The sequence below is a fragment of the Sorangium sp. So ce295 genome (assembly GCF_051527405.1).
GTDB classification, from domain to species: domain Bacteria; phylum Myxococcota_A; class Polyangia; order Polyangiales; family Polyangiaceae; genus Sorangium; species Sorangium cellulosum_B.
Genome location: NZ_CP150324.1, coordinates 5,191,736 through 5,208,664, shown reverse-complemented (window position 1 = coordinate 5,208,664; position 16,929 = coordinate 5,191,736). Strand labels below are relative to the sequence as shown.

The 16,929-nt window shown below is 71.8% G+C and carries 10 protein-coding genes; 6 read left to right on the top strand and 4 right to left on the bottom strand.

The window, feature by feature from the left end; all coding sequences use genetic code 11:
* Positions 1-61: 61 nt before the first annotated feature.
* Positions 62-937 (bottom strand): Fpg/Nei family DNA glycosylase, encoded by an 876-nt coding sequence (locus tag WMF11_RS19630; protein WP_437978549.1) that lies wholly within the window; start codon positions 935-937, stop codon positions 62-64.
* Positions 938-1,010: 73 nt separating this feature from the next.
* Positions 1,011-1,244, bottom strand: a complete 234-nt coding sequence (locus tag WMF11_RS19625) for a hypothetical protein (protein ID WP_437978548.1) — start codon at positions 1,242-1,244, stop codon at positions 1,011-1,013.
* Positions 1,245-1,426: 182 nt separating this feature from the next.
* Here WMF11_RS19625 and WMF11_RS19620 point away from each other — a divergent pair, with 182 nt between their 5' ends.
* Positions 1,427-3,223 carry a sigma 54-interacting transcriptional regulator gene (locus WMF11_RS19620; RefSeq protein ID WP_437978547.1) on the top strand — a complete coding sequence of 599 codons (1,797 nt, stop codon included), beginning with the start codon at positions 1,427-1,429 and terminating at the stop codon, positions 3,221-3,223.
* A 210-nt stretch (positions 3,224-3,433) separates the two neighbouring features.
* On the opposite strand, the gene WMF11_RS19615 is transcribed toward WMF11_RS19620, so the two are convergent.
* Positions 3,434-3,925: a hypothetical protein gene (locus tag WMF11_RS19615; protein WP_437978546.1), complete on the bottom strand. Its 492-nt coding sequence runs from the start codon at positions 3,923-3,925 to the stop codon at positions 3,434-3,436.
* Positions 3,926-4,397: 472 nt separating this feature from the next.
* On the opposite strand from WMF11_RS19615, the gene WMF11_RS19610 reads away from it, so the two are divergent.
* The 5 genes from WMF11_RS19610 to WMF11_RS19590 all read left to right on the top strand — a co-directional run bounded on the left by WMF11_RS19610 (position 4,398) and on the right by WMF11_RS19590 (position 15,204).
* The gene (locus WMF11_RS19610) at positions 4,398-4,598 is read left to right on the top strand and encodes a mersacidin/lichenicidin family type 2 lantibiotic (protein ID WP_437978545.1); all 201 of its coding nucleotides are present in this window, start codon (positions 4,398-4,400) and stop codon (positions 4,596-4,598) included.
* Between the two features lie 412 nt (positions 4,599-5,010).
* Positions 5,011-8,196, top strand: a complete 3,186-nt coding sequence (locus WMF11_RS19605) for a type 2 lanthipeptide synthetase LanM family protein (RefSeq protein WP_437978544.1) — start codon at positions 5,011-5,013, stop codon at positions 8,194-8,196.
* A gap of 153 nt (positions 8,197-8,349) precedes the next feature.
* On the top strand, positions 8,350-12,252 hold the full coding sequence (locus tag WMF11_RS19600) for an nSTAND1 domain-containing NTPase (RefSeq protein ID WP_437978543.1): 3,903 nt from the start codon (positions 8,350-8,352) through the stop codon (positions 12,250-12,252).
* A 228-nt stretch (positions 12,253-12,480) separates the two neighbouring features.
* Entirely contained in the window at positions 12,481-13,359 is an 879-nt protein-coding gene (locus tag WMF11_RS19595; RefSeq protein WP_437979323.1) for an ADYC domain-containing protein, read from the top strand.
* A gap of 591 nt (positions 13,360-13,950) precedes the next feature.
* Complete coding sequence (locus tag WMF11_RS19590) at positions 13,951-15,204, top strand: AgmX/PglI C-terminal domain-containing protein (RefSeq protein ID WP_437978542.1); 1,254 nt, start codon at positions 13,951-13,953, stop codon at positions 15,202-15,204.
* 56 nt (positions 15,205-15,260) lie between these two features.
* On the opposite strand, the gene WMF11_RS19585 is transcribed toward WMF11_RS19590, so the two are convergent.
* Entirely contained in the window at positions 15,261-16,862 is a 1,602-nt protein-coding gene (locus tag WMF11_RS19585; protein WP_437978541.1) for a PAS domain-containing protein, read from the bottom strand.
* Positions 16,863-16,929 lie beyond the last annotated feature (67 nt).

Here is a 16,929-nt window from a genome sequence, read left to right as displayed (position 1 = left end):
CGATCGCCGAGGGGGCTGGCGTTCGCGCGCGCGCTGCAGCGCGCCCCGCCGGCGGCCGAGTTCACGGCGCGGGCGGAGCAGGCCCGGCCGGCGGCGGCGCGGCGCGGGTCGGCTGGCAGCGAGGACAGAAGTAGGTCGACCGCATCATCGTCCCCTGCCGGAGCATCTGGATCGCGGCGCCGCAGTCGTAGCAGGCGTACCCCTCGCGGCCGTACACGCTGACCGGCCTCCTGCGGTCTCCGCCGGCGCGCGTCGTGCGTTTGGTCATGTAATGTGCGGTCGGCCCACGGTACGCGCTGGCGGCGTCCCGCGGCTCGACGTTGGCTTGCAGGAGGCGGCGGCCGACGTCGAGCATCGCGGAGAGCTCCTCGTCGGAGTACGCCCGGACGGGGGCGAAGGGGTCGAGCCGCGTCCGGAAGAGGAGCTCGCTCTTGTAGATGTTGCCGATGCCGGCGACGACGCGCTGGTCCATGACGGCGACGCCGAGCGGCACCTCGTCGAGGGCGCGCAGGCGGCGGAGCGCCTCGGCGGCGTCGAAGGCGTCGCCGAGCAGATCCGGGCCGAGGGCGCCGAGGAGGCGGTCGCCGCGCAGGGCGCTCGCGCGGAGCAGCCGCGCGACGGGCGCGCGGAAGCAGACGGCGACGTAGCCCGGGACCGCGAGGATGGCCGACGCCGTCGCCTCGGACCGCTTCCAGCGCTCGCCCTCGCGGTAGAGGTGCCAGACCCCGCTCATGCGCAGGTGGGTGTGGAGGACGGTCCCCTCGTCGAAGAAGATCAGGAGGTTCTTGCCGCGCGCCTCCACGCGCTCGACGCGGCGGCCGACGAGCCGACGGCACGGCTGGTCGCTCCTGGGCAGCTCCAGCGCGACGACGGGCGCGCCCGTGAGCGCGGGGCCGAGGGCGGCGGCGATGCGGAAGAGGGTGTCGCCTTCAGGCATGAGCGGTGTCCGGAGGCTCTGGTGCGGACCGGCCGGATCGCAAGGGGCACGAGCGCGGAGAAGGCGACGCGCGTCACCGGTCGGCGCCCGTCCGCGACGCGGGCGCTTCCCTCGATGTCGCCGCGAACGGCTCGACGTCCTCGCGAAGCGGGCGAGCGCCCTTCTCGTAATTCGCTCGGAGGAGATCCCCGCCGAGCACGGAGCGGATCTCGGTGTCTTCCGTCACGACGGTCCCATGAGCACCGGCGACGGTGAGCTCGCCGTATCCGACGCTCGTCCCCACACGCATCAGCCCCGCTTGGTCCACGTACCCTCCCATCGCTCATGCCGGCATGACGGCTCGAGATGGTGTTCGCGACAGACAAACGAAGAGATGACGCTGGTCGGGCGACAGGGCACCAGGTTTCTACCGACTGGCCACGCGACGTCCCGAACGCGCTTTGCCCCGCAGCTTGCGGCGCAAGGGGTTGGCGTATAGCCTCGAGGCTCATGAGCGGCCCCGCGAGGTTGCTGTCGACGACTCAGACGTTCGATATCCAGGAGTCCCCGGATAGCCCGGAAATCTGCTCCTACGTCCTCATCATCGGCCCTTTTTCGTCGTACCGGCGCGCGCTCCCCCACGAAGGCATGCTCATCGTCGGGCGCAACGACGAGGCCGACGTGAGGATCGACACCGCCGCGGTCTCCCGGCGGCACGCCAAGCTCATCGCCTCCGGCGGCGAGATCGGGATCACCGATCTCGGCAGTCATAATGGGACGCTCGTCAACGGCGAGCGCATCAAGGGATCGCGCACGCTCGCCTCCGGTGATGTCGTCACGATCGGCGATGCCACGCTGATCCTCCGGCGCGAGCCGAGGTCCAGCGGTACCGCTCTGATCGACATGGGCCGGCTGCGCCGGCGCGTCGAGGAGGAGATCGAGCGCGCCGCCGACTCCGGGCGGCCGTTCGGTCTGGCGGTGATATCCATTGGCTCCGTCCGAGATCGCGCGGCGCTCGCGCAGGGAGCGCTCTCTTCGCTCCGGCTCGTGGACATCGTCGCCTGGGACGGCGCCTCTCACCTGGCCATCGGATTCCCCGAGCTCGGCGGAGAGGCGGCGCGCAGCGCGGCGCTCCGCGTGCTCGAGGTGATCGCGCCGCTGGCCCTGGAGGCGCGCGGCGGACTGGCCTGCTTCCCGTTCGACGGCGGCGACACCGAGACGCTCCTCTCGGGCGCCCGCAGCGCTGCGTCGATCGCCGTTCCGGGGGCGATCGGCGCCGCCTCGGAGACGGCCATCCGGTACGTCATCGGCGAGCGCGCCATCGTGCTCGCCGATTCGGCCATGATCCGGCTGTTCGATCTGATCCGGCGCCTCGCGGCGAGCGATCTGCCCGTCCTCGTCCTCGGCGAGACGGGAGCTGGCAAGGAGAACGCCGCGGCCGCGGTGCACCACTGGTCGCTGCGGGCCCCGAAGCCGCTCATCACGCTCAACTGCGCGGCGCTGCCCGAGACGCTCGTGGAGAGCGAGCTCTTCGGCTACGAGCGAGGCGCGTTCTCGGAGGCGCGCGCGCCCAAGGCTGGCCTGCTGGAGCGGGCGCACGGCGGCAGCGTCTTCCTCGACGAGGTCGGCGAGCTGCCGCTGGGCGCGCAGGCCAAGCTGCTCCGCGCGCTCGAGGCGAAGCGGATCACGCGCCTCGGCGGCGTGCACGAACGCGAGGTCGACATCCGCATCGTCGCTGCCACCAACCGTGATCTCGAGGCCGAGGTCCGCGCCGGCCGGTTCCGGCAAGACCTGCTCTTCCGCCTGAGCGCCGCCGCCGTCGAGCTGCCCCCGCTCCGGAACCGGCGGCGCGAGATTCCGATCCTGGCCCGGATGTTCCTCGCCGAGGTGTGCGCCCGGACCGGGCGGCCCGCGCTCGACCTCTCGGAAGCTGCGCTCGCCGCGCTCTTCGCGCACCCCTTCCCCGGCAACGTGCGCGAGCTCAAGAACGCCATGGAGTACGCCGCCGCCACGACCGACGGCCCCGTGATCGAGCCGTGGAGCCTGCCCGAGCGCATCGCCGGGCTCGATGATCCGCCGCGGCCCGCTGCGGACACCTCCGCGCCGCGCGCCGCGGAGCCCCACCGCTTCCAGCCGCTCGCGGAGGAGCTTCGAGACATCGAGCGGAGGCGCATGCGTCAGGCGCTCGACGTCACGGACGGAGTCCAGAAACGGGCGGCGGCGCTCCTCGGGATGCCTGTCCGCACCTTCACGTTCAAGCTCAAGCAATACGGCATCTCCGCGCGGGAGGGGAAGCGGAGCTCGTGAGGGGCCGGCTCCGCTCCCCGGAGGCTCCTCGGCGCTTTCCTCGGCGGCGAGGGCACCCGCAACGACGGGCAATTTCCCGCCGAGGCCTCCCTCGCACAGGTCGCTCGCCGTCGCGCACGTGCCGTCGACGCAGGACGCGATGACGAGGCCTTCGTCGCCCGGACACTCGACCCACGGACACGCCTCGTCCGTCGTGCACGGCGCGCCGGGCTAGCTCTCGCCGAAGATATCCAGCACCTCCGTCAGCGTGAACACATAGCCGAAGACACAGGCGTCTGCGCCCTCGGGGTCCTGCTCCGCCGCCGCCTCGAGGGTCTCCTCGAAGCGCGTGATCTCCTCGAAGCACCGGTCTTCCCACGAGGAAACGCCCTCTTCGGACGTCTCGCCGAACAACTCTTCGCAAGTCGCGTGCTGCGACACGCAAGCAAAGGCGGTCTGCATCGCCTGGACGAGCGGCCCGCAGAGAGCGTCCTGCTGCGCCTCGTCATAGAATGTGTCGATGGTGGCCTCGCACTGCGCGGTCGTGATCCCCTCCTTGAGCTTCCCGCAATCGGCTGCCTTGTCGCAGATGGCCTGCGCGTCGTTAACCGGAGCCTCCGCCGGCTGCGCTGCATGAGCATCTGCCTCTGGGCAACCCGGCAGCGCCGTCGCGACGAGACCGAAGAAGGTGGTAGAGAGGAGGACGGTCTGAATCTTTTTCATGGCTTGTTTCCTGTGTTCCCTGTCGCCGCCGGTGAACCCGGCTGGCAGCGAGTCATCGCAACCGGCGTGCCGCCTTCCGAGGGAGGCCCCGCTCTGCGAAGAGAGGGCGGCGCTGCGCGCCGATCGCGCGGCGCCGAGAGGTCGCGCCCGGCGATCGATCTCGCCCGCGGCCCGGCGCGCGCAGGCAAGCTTTGCCGCGCTGGCAACGGTTGCCCCGCCTCCGCGGGCGAGGGCGCGGCAAGGATTGCCAGCGCGCGCTCCGATCCGCGCCCCGGAGACGCCGAGACGTTCACGCCCACGCTCCCCGGCGAGCGGTGCAGCCCTGTCGCACCGGATCGCGACACGCGAGATCTCCGTGGCACGTGGGTTGCTGGATGACTCGGCGTCCGACCCGCGAGGAGAGGACATCGTATCAACATCGAACCGCGCTCTCCGCCATTCACGGCAGGGCGCTCGTCCAAGGAGCATTCACATGAATCAGGAAATGATCGTTCGTGCCTGGGAGAACCCCGTCTACCGCGCGAGCCTCGCGCCGGAGATCCTCGCGTCGCTGCCGGCGAACCCGGCCGGCGTCTCGATGAACGACCTCGGCGAGGACGAGGTCCGCGCCGCGGTCGGCGTCTCGGGGGCGCTGACCACTCATTCTTGGAACGGTTGTTCTGTCCATTGCTAGCACCACGGCGCTGTGGGGATCCTGGTTGACGAGCGCGTCGAGCGCCAGCTCGGGGCAATTCTCGGTGAGCGTTCGACGGCCCTCTCCTAGATGCCAGTAAGGCCTCTCCGACGGGGCCTGCCCGTCATCCATCGAGCCATCTCCAGAGCCTCCAGTGAACGGGGGAGGCCGCCGGCCACCGGCCGGGGCTTGCGGCCTCTCTCGCTTCTTTTTCAACGAGCTTGACGGCCCGCCGAGGGCTTCGCCCTGTCTTCAATCGCCGTGTCTTTGTGACAGCGGAGGGACCATGGACATTCTCCCCATGAATGATGTATGGAAAAGCGCCGCTCTTCTTCACGAGAGGGCGCCCGGACGGGCGCTGGGCGGGCCGGGAGCTCGCCCGGGGCTCCTCGAGGAGGCCGAGCGGCGAGCGATGGCGTGGCAACAGAGCATGATGAGCGACGAGGCCGCCTTCGCGGAGCGCCTTCGAAGCGCCGGGCTCGATCGCGAGGGACTCCTGCAGATCCTGGCGGATGATGGACCAGCTGCCGGCGCATCGACGGGCAGCGGGACGTGGCGCGATGGCATCGAGCAGATCCTCGAGGATCGGTACGCCGGCGACGCCCTGCCGTCGATCCCGTCGCCGCACACGGCCCCGCCCATGCCCGCGCGACCGTTCTTTCCGGGATTCCTGCGCCCGTTCCTCCAGGCCGGTGTGGCGCAGCTACGCGCAGGGCTCGCGGAGATCGGCGCGCGCTATCCCCTCACGGGCCCGCGGCTCACCGAGGATGCCGAGGCGATGCTCGTCGCGAGCCTGGCCCGGCGACTCGAGGGCAGCGCCCTGCGGACGCTCGTGCTCGAGCTCCACATCGCAGCAATGCGGGACAAGCTCCCGCAAGCCACGTCCGAAGAGCGATTCGCGCACTTCGCGACGACCTACTGGGAAGCGCCCGGGGCGCGGACCAGCCTGCTGTGCAAGGTGCCAGTGCTCGCGCGGCTCCTGTCCACCGACCTTTCCCGCTGGGTCGAGACGAACCTCGAGCTCCTCGCGCGGCTCGCCGAGGATGAGGCGTTGATCCGCGGCGCGTTCATCTCCGGCGAACGCATCGGTGACGTGGCCGCCCTGGAGATCGGCGCGGGCGATCTGCACCGGAGAGGGCGCAGCGTCGCGCGGATCGCGTTCACCTCTGGCCTCTCGCTGGTCTACAAGCCGCGCTCGCTCGCGATCGATGTCCAGTTCCAACGCCTCCTCGGGTGGCTCAACGACAATGGCCTGTCCGCTCCGCACCGGACGCTCACGGTCCTGGATCGCGGCAGCCACGGGTGGGTCGAGCTCGTGGAGGAGATGGGGTGCGAGACCCGTGTGGCCGTCGAGCGGTTCTACCGCCGCCAGGGCAGTCTCCTCGCGCTGCTTCATGTGCTCAGGGCCATCGACTTTCATCGGGAGAATCTGATAGCCGCGGGGGAGCACCCCGTCCTCATCGATCTGGAGGCGCTCTTCCACAACGAGGCACCGGTCCTTGCCGGGGACACGGCCGCTCACCGGGCGCTCGCCTTGCTCCGCGACTCCGTCCTCGACACAGGTCTCTTGCCGTTGATCTTGCCAGGCGACGGCGTCGGCGCCGACTTCAGCGGGCTGGGCGGAGAAGCCGGGCAGAGCGGTCGGCACCTGGTACCGGGTCTCGACGAGACGTCCCGCGATGTGATGAAGATCGTGCGTTGCTGTCCGCTGATCGGTGAGTCGAACAACCGCCCTCGACTCCACGGGGAGCTCGTGGATCCGGCGCCGTTCGTCGAGGAGATCGTCGATGGATTTCGAGAGACATACCTCTTCATCGTTCGCCGGCGCAACGAGCTCAGCGACATCCTCGGATCCTTTGCCGGCGTCGAGACACGACACCTCCTCCGGCAGACGATGCGGTACGCGCTCCTCCTCTCCGAGGCCACCCACCCCGATTTCCTGCGCGACGGCCTCGCGCGGGATATGCTCCTCGACAAGCTCTGGGTCGAGGCGGCGCATCGACCCGAGCTGCGCCGGGTCGTCCCGTTCGAGAGCGCGGATCTCCGGCTCGGGGACATCCCCGTGTTCACCTCGCGCCCCGGAGAGCGCCACCTCTGGAGCAGCGCCGGCGATCGCATCGACGATTTCTTCGAGCGAGACAGCCTGAGCCTGGTGCTCGATCGGCTGGCCGGCATGAGCGAGGACGGCTGTCTTGCGCAGATCTCGCTGCTCCGCGCCTCGTTCGTCGCGTTCGAAAAGGACCACATCGCCTCGGACAGAGCGCTGCTCTCGCCGGACTCCGCGCCTCGCGGGCTCGCCGAGGCAGGAGACGCCCTGGCCATGGCCATCGCCATCGGAGAAGACCTCGCCACCAGGGCGATCCACGGCCGTGACGACGTCACCTGGATCGGCGCGACGCTCGTCGACATCGAGCGCGGCCGCTGGTCTCTGTCGCCCCTTCCGACGGGCCTGTACGACGGCGTCGGCGGAATGGCGCTCTTCTTCGCTCACCTCGCCGCGGCGACCGGACGCGGCGATTTCGAGGCCCTCGCGCGCGCCTCCCTCGCGCCCATCTTGCGCGAGATCCGCGGGGACGATCGCGCGGCTCCCGCAGCGCTGGGGGCGTTCACCGGCCGGGCCTCGCACCTCCACGTGCTCGGCCAGCTCGCCGCGCTGTGGGGAGACTCGACCTTGCTCGACGGCGCGCTCTCGCTGCTGCCGGGGCTCGACGCGCAGATCGACGGAGACGAGCAGCTCGACCTCCTCGGCGGAGCGGCCGGCTGCGCGGTCGTCCTGCTCGCCCTGCACCGGCAGACGCGAGACGCGCGCGCCCTGGCCTCCGCAAGGCGCTGCGGCGAGCGCCTCCTCGCCAGGGCGGCGCCGACGCCGGACGGAGGGATCGCCTGGAAGACCCCGCAGGCAGAGCGGCCGCTCGGAGGCTTCTCGCACGGCGTGGCGGGCATCGCGTGGGCCCTCCTCGAGCTCGGCGCCGCCACCTCCGACGAGCGCTACAGGGACGCGGCGCAGCGCGGCCTCGTCCACGAGCGGTCGCTGTTCGCGCCGGCACGGGGCAACTGGCTGGACATGCGGAGACCGATCCCCCCGCGCTCGGGCCCGGAGGAGCGTGTCATGACCGCGTGGTGCCACGGGGCGCCGGGGATCGCGCTGGGCCGCATCCTCTCGCTCCCGCACCTGGACGATCCGACCGTTCGATCCGAGATCGACATCGGCCTGGAGACCACCCTGCGCGAGGGCTTCGGGCGCGGTCATAGCCTGTGCCACGGCGACATGGGCAACGCCGACGTCCTGCTCGTCGCCGCCGAGGCGCTGGACGATCCACGCTACCGGGAAGCCGCCTTCGTTCGCGCCGCGGACACGCTGGCGGAAGCTCGCCAGCATGGCCTTCGCTGCGGTGTCCCCGGAGAGCGCGAGAGCCCCTCGCTGATGGTCGGCCTGGCCGGAATCGGGCTCGGCATGCTGCGACTCTGGTCGCCCGAGACGGTGCCGTCCGTCCTCTGCCTCGGGGAGGGACGCGGGCGCCGCGCGGCATCGAACGATGGCCGCGAACCAGACACCATCCGAGACGCCATTGCGCCGCGCCACGGAGAGGCGATCTGACGCTATTCCCTTGTCCCCCTGCAAGCTCATCGTACGATTCCTCGCCGGGGGGCCGGTCGCGGGGCGCAGCCCCGAAGCGGGCGCGCAAGGCAATACGGCATCTTCGCCGCCGGCGCTCGGGTAACACGGCATCTCCGCGCGCGAGGAGGTTTGGTGTCCAAGGCAGACGGCGGGGGGCGGTGGCCGCCTGACGAGATCGAGGAGTATCGGCTCCTCCGGCAGCTGGGCCAGGGGGGGATGGGCGTCGTCTATCTCGCCGAAGATCGGCTGCTCGCCCGGCTCGTGGCCATCAAGCTCATCGACGCGCCCTCGCCGAGCGAGGCGGCTCGATCGCGCTTCTTCGCCGAGGCGCGCGCGGTCGCCCGCCTGTCGCACCCCAACGTGGTCTCGGTCTTTCGCGTCGGGGAGGTGCGCGGGCGCCCCTTCCTCGTGTCCGAATACGTGCGCGGACAGAGCCTCGCCGAGCTCGACAAGCCGCTCGATCCGCGCCGCGCGCTCGCCATCGCCGTCGAGCTCGCGCGCGGCCTCGCGGCCGCGCACCGCCGTGGCGTGCTCCATCGCGACATCAAGCCGGCCAACGCGATGATCGGCGAGGACGGCACGGTCAAGCTCCTCGACTTCGGGCTGGCCGAGCTCCTCCCGGGGGCCGGCGCGGAAGGCGGCGATGCTGCACGGGCCATGATCCATTCAGGGGGCGCCGAGGCGGAGTCCATGCGCGACAGCGCGCCGGGGGCGCTGCCCGGCGGCGCCGGCGCGATCTCCACCGCCGATCTCGTGTCTCGCCCGGATCGAGCGGCCCCGCCCGGCGCGGTTCCGTTCGCGTCCACCCTCGACGTGGGGCCGCTGCTCTGCGCCACGACGCCGGCGCCCACGGCGGACGCCGCGCCCCGCCCGGCGCCGCGGCGCCTCGCAGGAACACCTCTCTACATGGCCCCCGAGCTCTGGCGCTTCGAACCGGCCACGCCGGGCGCCGACGTCTACGCGCTGGGCGTGCTCGTCTACGAGCTGTGCTGCGGCGCGCCCCCGCACGCCGAGCTGCCGCTCGCCGCGCGGATCCAGGAGGCTGCGCCCTCGCTCTCCGACGCCGCGCCCGGCATCGATCCCCGGCTCGCCGCGATCGTCGATCGGTGCCTCCTCCGCGATCCGTCGCTCCGCTACCCCAACGGCGACGCGCTCCGCGCAGCGCTCGAGGCGCTCGCCGCGCCGGCAGTTACGAAGGACGCCGTCCTCGAGGGCAACCCCTACCGCGGCCTCCTCGCCTTCGAGGCCGAGCACCGCCGCATGTTCTTCGGCCGGAGCGCCGAGGTCCTCGCCATCGTCGACCGGCTCCGCGCCGACCCCTTCGTGCTCGTCGCCGGCGACTCGGGCACCGGCAAATCATCGCTCTGCCGCGCCGGCGTGCTCCCGGCCGTGGCCGACGGCGCGCTCGGCCGCCCCGTCGCGGTGGCGACCGCCCTGCTCGGCCGCGACCCCCTCACCGCGCTCGCGGCGGCGCTCGCCCCGCTCCTCGACGGCGACGAGACCGCCGTGGCCGAGCGCCTCCGCGCGGAGCCGGCCACCGTCGCGCGCGATCTCGTGCGGCGCCACGGCGCCGCGCTCCTGTTCGTCGACCAGCTCGAGGAGCTCTCGACCCTCGCCTCCCCGCCGGATGCCGCGAGCGCCGCGGCGGCGCTGCACGGCCTCGCTGGCCGTACAGGCCGCGTGCGCCTCCTCGCCACTGCGCGCAGCGATTTCCTCACGCGCCTCTCCGCGCTCCCGGATCTCGGCGACGATCTCCCGGCGGCGCTGTACCTGCTTCGCCCGCTCACCGGCGAGCGGCTGCGCGAGGCCGTGATCGGCCCCGCCGCGGCCAAGGGCTTCTCCTTCGCGTCCGATGCCGTCGTCGAGGCCCTGGTCGTCGAGGCCCTCCGCGCCCCGGGCGGCCTGCCGCTGCTCCAGTTCGCGCTGGCCGAGCTGTGGGAAGGGCGCGACGAGGCGCGCCGGGTGATCCCGACGGCGCGGTTCGAGGCGCAGGGCGGCGTCCCCTCGGCCCTGGGCCGCCACGCCGACGGCGTGCTCGCGCGCGTGCCGCCGCCGCACCGCGCCGCCTTCCGGGCCATCCTCCTCGCCCTCGTCACGGCGGAGGGCACGCGGGCCCGTCGCGGCGAGGCCGAGTTGCTGGCCGCAGCGCGGGGATCGCCGGACGAGCCACCGGGGGCGCGCGCGGCGCTCGACGCGCTCGTTCGCGGGCGGCTGCTGGTCGCCCGCGAGGGTGAGGACAGCGAGGGCTCGGTCTTCGAGCTGGCGCACGAGGCGCTGCTCTCCGGGTGGGACACGCTGCGCGGGTGGCTCGGCCACGACGCCGAGGGGCGCGCGCAGCGGCAGCGGATCGAGCGGGCCGCGGCCGAGTGGGATCGAGCCGGCCGCCCCGTGGACGCGCTGTGGGGCCCACGGCTCCTGGCCGAGGTGGCGGCGGTCGACGAGCGGAGCCTCGCCCAGCGTGATGCCGCGTTCCTCGCCGCGTCACGGAGGTCGGAACGACGGCGCCGGTTCGGGCGCTGGGCAGCGGCGCTCGTGGTGCCGCTCGCGATTGGCGCGGGGATCCTCGGCGTGCGCGTCGAGGCTGCGATCGACATGGGCCGGCGCGTGGACGAGGCCCGGCGAGCGCTCGATCGCGCACGCGCCGCCCGCGGCGAGGCCGACGAGCTGCGGCGGATCGCGTTCGCGCGCTTCGACGCCCACGACCTGGCGCAGGCCGAGCGAGGCTGGACCGAAGCGCTGGACAGCGGCGCCAAGGCGGAGAAGGCGTTCGCCGAGGTCTGCGGTCGCCTGGAGCACGTCCTCCAGCAGGACGCGGATCGGGAGGACGCGAGGGCCTTGCTCGCCGATGCGCTCTACGAGCGCGCGCGCCTCGCCGATCGGGACGGCCACGCTGCCGAGCGCGACGAACTCGCGCGGCGGCTCGCGGTGACCGGCAAGCCCGGCGCGGCGAGCCCCTGGGACCGCCCCGCGCGCCTCGCGATCGAGACCACGCCGCCGGGCGCCGGCGTGGCGCTCGAGCGCTTCGCACTGCACGGGGAGCGCTGGGTCACGGTGCCCGAGGCGTCGCTCGGGCCGACGCCTGTGGCGGAGCGCCCTGCCGCGCCGGGGTCGGTCGTCCTCGTGTTCTCGGCTCCTGGCCGCGCCTCCGTGCGCTTACCGCTCGTGCTGGAGCGCGGCGAGACGTGTCGGATCGCGCTCGATCTGCCCCCTGCCGCGGCGGTGCCCGAGGGCTTCGTGCTCGTCCCGCCGGGCCGCTTTCTCTACGGGAGCGCGAGCGCGGAAGCGCGGGCGTTCTTCGGTACCCAGCCGATCCATCCCGTCGAGACGGGCGCGTACCTCATCGCCGAGAACGAGACCACGTTCGCCGAGTGGATCGCCTTTCTGCGCGCCTTGCCCCCGGCCGAGCGGAGCCAGCGGATGCCGAAGGCCGGTGGTGCAGGGTTCGTTGCCGCGCTCGCCGAGCTGCCGGGCGGGGAGTACGAGCTCACCTTCGGCCAGGAGACGCACCTCGCCACCGCCCGGATCGGCGAGCCGCTTCGTTACCTCGGCCGCGATCGCCGGACGACCCAGGACTGGATGCGCTTTCCCGTGTCCGGGATCCTGCTCGACGACGTGCTCGCCTATGCGGCGTGGCTCGATCGCACCCGCCGGGTCCCCGGCGCGCGCCTCTGCACCGAGCACGAGTGGGAGCGTGCCGCGCGCGGCGCGGACGGCCGCTCGTATCCAGGAGGCGAGCGGCTCTTCGCCGACGACGCGAACATCGACGTGACCTATGGCCGCAACCGCCTTGGATTCGGCCCCGACGAGGTGGGATCGCACCGCGCCTCCGACAGCCCGTTCGGGCTACGTGACATGGCCGGCAACGTCTGGGAGTTCACGTTGTCGGTCGCGGATCCCCGCGAGCCCGTGGCGCGCGGAGGGAGCTCCTTCCAGATCGCCGTGGACGCCCGCGGGGAGAACCGCGCGCCCCAGAGCCGTGACCAGCGGGATCCGTTCATCGGAGCGCGCATCTGCGCGACGCCCGGGACCCCGTGAGCCTGGACGCGACGTCTCTGCTCTCGGCCTCGGGACGGCGCCACGGCAATCGTTGCCAGCAGGCAGAGATTGCCGGTACGGCGAAGGCAGAAACTGCCTGTTGACGACGGCGCCTTCAGCCGAGACGCGGGCCATGCGAGCGGCGTGGACCACAGAAACACGCGCGATGCGCCCGTCTAGAGAGCGGCACGCGATGTGCTCATTCTGGACGACAAAAGCCGACGCTCGATGAACGACGGTGGCTTACTCGGCCGTTCTGTACCGCCATGGACGTCCACGCGGAGCCCCCTCTTCAGGATCTCGGAAGGTAGGAGAATCATGGATTCATCGTCTTCGCTACACGTTCGTCGACGTCGATGGGATCGGTCCTCGCCGGTGGCCGCAACAGGCGCACATGGGAGTCGACTGACTCGACCGTGGCCTTGCGCAATGGCCGCTCCGGTCCTCTGGCTGTTGGCGGGCTTGCTCCAGGGGTGCAGCGACGACGGCAGCATCTCCGCACCGGAAGCGACGGGCACCGCCACCGGCGCCGCGATGCCCGATCAGGCAGAGCCGTTCTTCGTCGACTGGGAAGCGTACCGCCACGGCAGGCAGAGCCGGATGCAGCGGGTACCGGACGAATACGAAGGACACTCGGGGACGAATGGCGATCTGCCTGGACATACACCTCATCATTCCGGACAAATAACTCTTCATAAGTGTCAGACGCACTGGCGCTACCTGCCGGACCCGGTGAGCCCGAGCTCCATGTCCGAGCTGCATGCTGCATGTGTACGCATGGTGAGCGCCGACTATTGCGGCGACGGCACGAGCGCGACCATCGACGGCACCCCCATCGACGTCTGGGACACCGCGGGCGTGCACACGAAGGAGCCGGACTCGCCGGGCCACGGGTTCGAGGCGGCGTGGACGAGCAAGGGCGCTGTTTGTGTCGATCATCTGCGCTGGCCAGAGCTCGGGCGGCAGTGCGCCTCCGCGCTCCCGATCTGCCGCTCACCGGAAGAAGCGAAGGCGATCGCGAAGCAGAAGGGGCTCGGCGAGGTGCTCCTCTTCAACGCCTCGTGCAAGGGCCATCCTTGCCGCCACGACCCCGTCAGAGCCCCCTGACGAGTCGACGGTGCCCAGCCCCTGCCAGCCGCCGGGCAGCGTCCGGATCTTCTCGTGAGTCCGCTCATCAAGGCCAGGTTCGGACACCACCGGCCGCCGAGGGGCTGGTCGCCCTGGTGGTGTCCTAATTTGAACATGAAGGCGGTAAGGCGGGAAGAAAAGTCAATGATCTTCCCGCCTTACCGCCTTCATGTGAATCATTCCGGGGCAAATTAGGCCACCACCGTCGCCCTGGGCATATCCCCGCTGGATGTAAAAAACTCACCCCCCCAGTGCCAGCAGCGTTCGTCCGTGGTCCTGGCGCCGTGGCATGCTTGGATGGTTCGAGGTGGCGGGTGGCCCGGGCGCGGAGGCTCCTGAACGTGTCGATGTCGCTGGTGGCGCGGTCACGAGGTGACACCTGGGACGGGGCGAACGGCGGTTGCGCTCATACGCCCGCCTCCACTACGCTGTTGGTGCCTTGCTGGAGGAGCTCTTCGGCGCAAAGTACCGGGTAATCCGCTTGCTCGGGCAAGGGGGAATGGGCGCGGTCTACGAGGCAGAGCTCCCCCATCACGGCAGTCCAGCGAAGCGACCACGGAGATCCCCTCGATGCCTCACCCGACCTGGTGCCCCATCGCCCTGCTGGCGGCGTCGCTCTGCGCGTGCGCCGCGCCTGCGCCCCCGCGCCCGCTGGCCGAGCGTCCGATCGCCGTACCCATCGCGCCCGCGGCGCCGCCTGTCGCTCCGGACGCCCCGCCCGACGCAGCCTCGACGCCGGAGGTCGAGATCCGAGGCCACCAGATCCTCCTGGACGGCCGGCTCGTCGGCGACGCGAAGCGCATCGCCGAGCTCGGCCAGCTGACCAAGGTCGATGAGCTGTTCGTGCAGCTGGAGGCGCGCCGCGCCCGCGAGAGCGACCGCGGCGCGCCCGGGCAGGGCGAGATCGCCGTCGTGGCGGACGGATCGGTCGCCTGGATCGTCATCGAGAGCGTGTCGCGCACGGCGGCCTTCGCGGGCTACCCCGTGGCGCTGGTGCGCACCGGCGTGGGCGGGCTCCGTTTCCGCGCGCCCGTCCCCGGATCTCCAGGTGAAGACGCCTCGGAGCCGCCGTGGCTCGAGATCGCCGTCGATGTCCGCGAACGCGACGTGGAGGTGAGCCTCTTCGAGCTGACCGTCGCCCCGCCGAGCGCCTCGGAGGGCGGCGGGTTCGTCCGGACGCTCGTGAAGCGTGAGGTCGTGGGCCCGCAGCGGGAACGCGCCTCCGCCGCGCTCGCGGAGCTCGCCGAGGCCGCGTGCGCGAAGGCGCCGCGGACCTGCCTCGACCGCATCGGCCTGCGCGCCGTGCCGGGAGCGAGCCTCGCCGACATCAAGGAGGTCGTGTCGACCACCCTGGGCCGCGCACGGCAATGGAAGGAGCGACCGCCGGGCTCGAATCCGGAGATCCTCATGATCCGAGCCCTCCCCCGCGAAGGCCGGTTCACCGGCCCGCCAGGATCGCCGCCCTCGTTTCGCGCGCTCTCGATGGAGGTCTCGGGCCGGCTGCCCCCCGAGGAGATCCGGAACGTCGTGCGCGCGCGCTTCGGCGCGCTGCGCAGATGCTACGAAGCCGGGCTGCTCCGCGATCCCAACCTCGCTGGCCGGATCGCGGTGCGCTTCGTCATCGGCAGGGACGGCAAGGTGACGGCCGTCGCCGAGGACGCTCCGCAGCCGAACAGCCCCCCGCCGCCGCCCGCGATCGCGTCCATGCCGGATCGCGCGGTCGTGAGCTGCGTGCTGCGCGAGTTCGAGAAGTTCACGTTCCCGGCGCCCGAGGGCGGCGTCGTGACGGTGGTGTATCCCATCATGTTCTCGCCAAGCTCGTGACGCCGACGCGGTGGCGCGAGCGGCCGTCTCGCGCGGCGCGGACGGCTCCGCCGCGCTCAGGCCTTTCGATCCCCGCGCGCGCAGATCACATACCCCTTCCGCGCCAGCGCGTGCCGGAACCCGGCTTGCAGGTCCCGGTGCGTCGCGAGCTTGCCGAGCTCGATGCCGAGCTCGATCACGGTGCGGGCGGTGCTGGGCGAGGCGCCGACGACGCTGCACTCGGCCCCGAGGAGCCCCGCGGCGCGCGTGGCCTGGAGCAGGTGGTTGGCCACCGCGCTGTCGACCGACGTGACGCCGGTGATATCGATGATGACGAACTCGGCGTGGTGCCGCTCGACCGCGGCGACGAGCGACTCCACGAGCTGGGCGCCGCGCGAGCTGTCCATCTGGCCGACGAGCGGGACGACCAGGATGCCCGGGTGGATGGGGATGCTCGGCGTCGAGAGCTCCTGGATGAGCTCGAGTAGCCGCCGCTGCGTCTCCAGGAGGATCGACTCCTGGCGCTTCGCGTCCTCGATCTTCTTGCGCTCGGTGATGTCCTCGACGAGCCCGAGGAGATAACGGCCCTTGCCCCTGGCGTCCTCCATGGGGATGAACCGGGCGCGACCGATGCGGTCCCCGAAGCGCTTCGAGGGGACGCGGAGCTCCGGGAACTCGACCGGTACGCCCCCCGCAAGGACGTCGCGGCTCTCGGCGTCGATCTTCGCGGCCAGCGCCTGCGGCAACAAGTCGCTGGCGCGCAAGCCGATCAGCTCCCCCGGCGCGTGGCCATGGAACTCCTCGAACTTCCTGTTCACCCGCACATAGCGGAGCTCCGCCGCATCCTTGACGAAGAGCATCAGCGGGAGGTGCTCGATGATGCCGTCGAGGAGGAGGCGCGCGCTCTCGAGCGACGCCTCCGTCGCCCTGCGCTCGGTGACATCGTCGTAGACCACGGCGACGCACTCATCTCCCACGGGGAACGACCACGTCGTCATGACGCGCGTGCCCGCTTCCTGGGGGAGGATCACCTCGCTCTCGTCGGTCCCGCCGGTGCGGATCAGCTCCGCCAGGCGCTGAGGAATGCCGATCTGCCGGAGGCTGGGGACGCTCTCGTCCATGGTCCGGCCGAGCATCGCCGCGGTGGGCCGGCTGGCGATCCGCTCGGCGGCGCGGTTCATGTAGACGTACCGGAGCGACCGGTCATCCTCCGGGGCCTCGAGGGCGAGGAAGGTGCAGCCGAGGTGCATGGACTCGACCACCTGCGCGCACCGGCGCTGGTGCTCCCGGATGCGGCGCTCCCCTCCGTCGATGAGGCGGAGCAGGGCGCCGCGGCCGCCGCCGATCGTGCAGGCGAGCCCGCGGAGCACCCACCGCGGCGCGCCGCGGCCCTCGTCCGGGAGGTCGATCTCGGCTCGATCGACCTCGCCCGAGAGGAGCGCCTGGATCCGGGCGACGTCGGCGGCCGCGGGCGCCAGCGACAGGAGCACGCGATCGCCCTCCGGCGACAGCGGCAGGCTCGGCGCCCCGAGCCCCGAGAGGAGGCGATCGAGCTGCTCGTTCTTGCACAGGACGGCGCCCCGCGCGTCGATGACGAGCGCGGGGTCGTCCAGGGCCTCGATCAGGAGACGTGGATCGATGTGAAGAGTCTCTGCGCGATCTTCGGCTGTCGTGTGCACGCACCCACCCCGTGAGCCCAGCGCGAGGGCCGAGCGCGGCCCCGCTGCTGAACGGTCACAACCGGGC

Coding starts and splice junctions, on each gene's coding strand:
- WMF11_RS19630 (WP_437978549.1), bottom strand. CDS start 937: ATGCCTGAAGGCGACACCCTCTTCCGCATCGCCGCCGCCCTCGGCCCC.
- WMF11_RS19620 (WP_437978547.1), top strand. CDS start 1,427: ATGAGCGGCCCCGCGAGGTTGCTGTCGACGACTCAGACGTTCGATATC.
- WMF11_RS19615 (WP_437978546.1), bottom strand. CDS start 3,925: ATGAAAAAGATTCAGACCGTCCTCCTCTCTACCACCTTCTTCGGTCTC.
- WMF11_RS19610 (WP_437978545.1), top strand. CDS start 4,398: ATGAATCAGGAAATGATCGTTCGTGCCTGGGAGAACCCCGTCTACCGC.
- WMF11_RS19605 (WP_437978544.1), top strand. CDS start 5,011: ATGGCGTGGCAACAGAGCATGATGAGCGACGAGGCCGCCTTCGCGGAG.
- WMF11_RS19595 (WP_437979323.1), top strand. CDS start 12,481: ATGAACGACGGTGGCTTACTCGGCCGTTCTGTACCGCCATGGACGTCC.
- WMF11_RS19590 (WP_437978542.1), top strand. CDS start 13,951: ATGCCTCACCCGACCTGGTGCCCCATCGCCCTGCTGGCGGCGTCGCTC.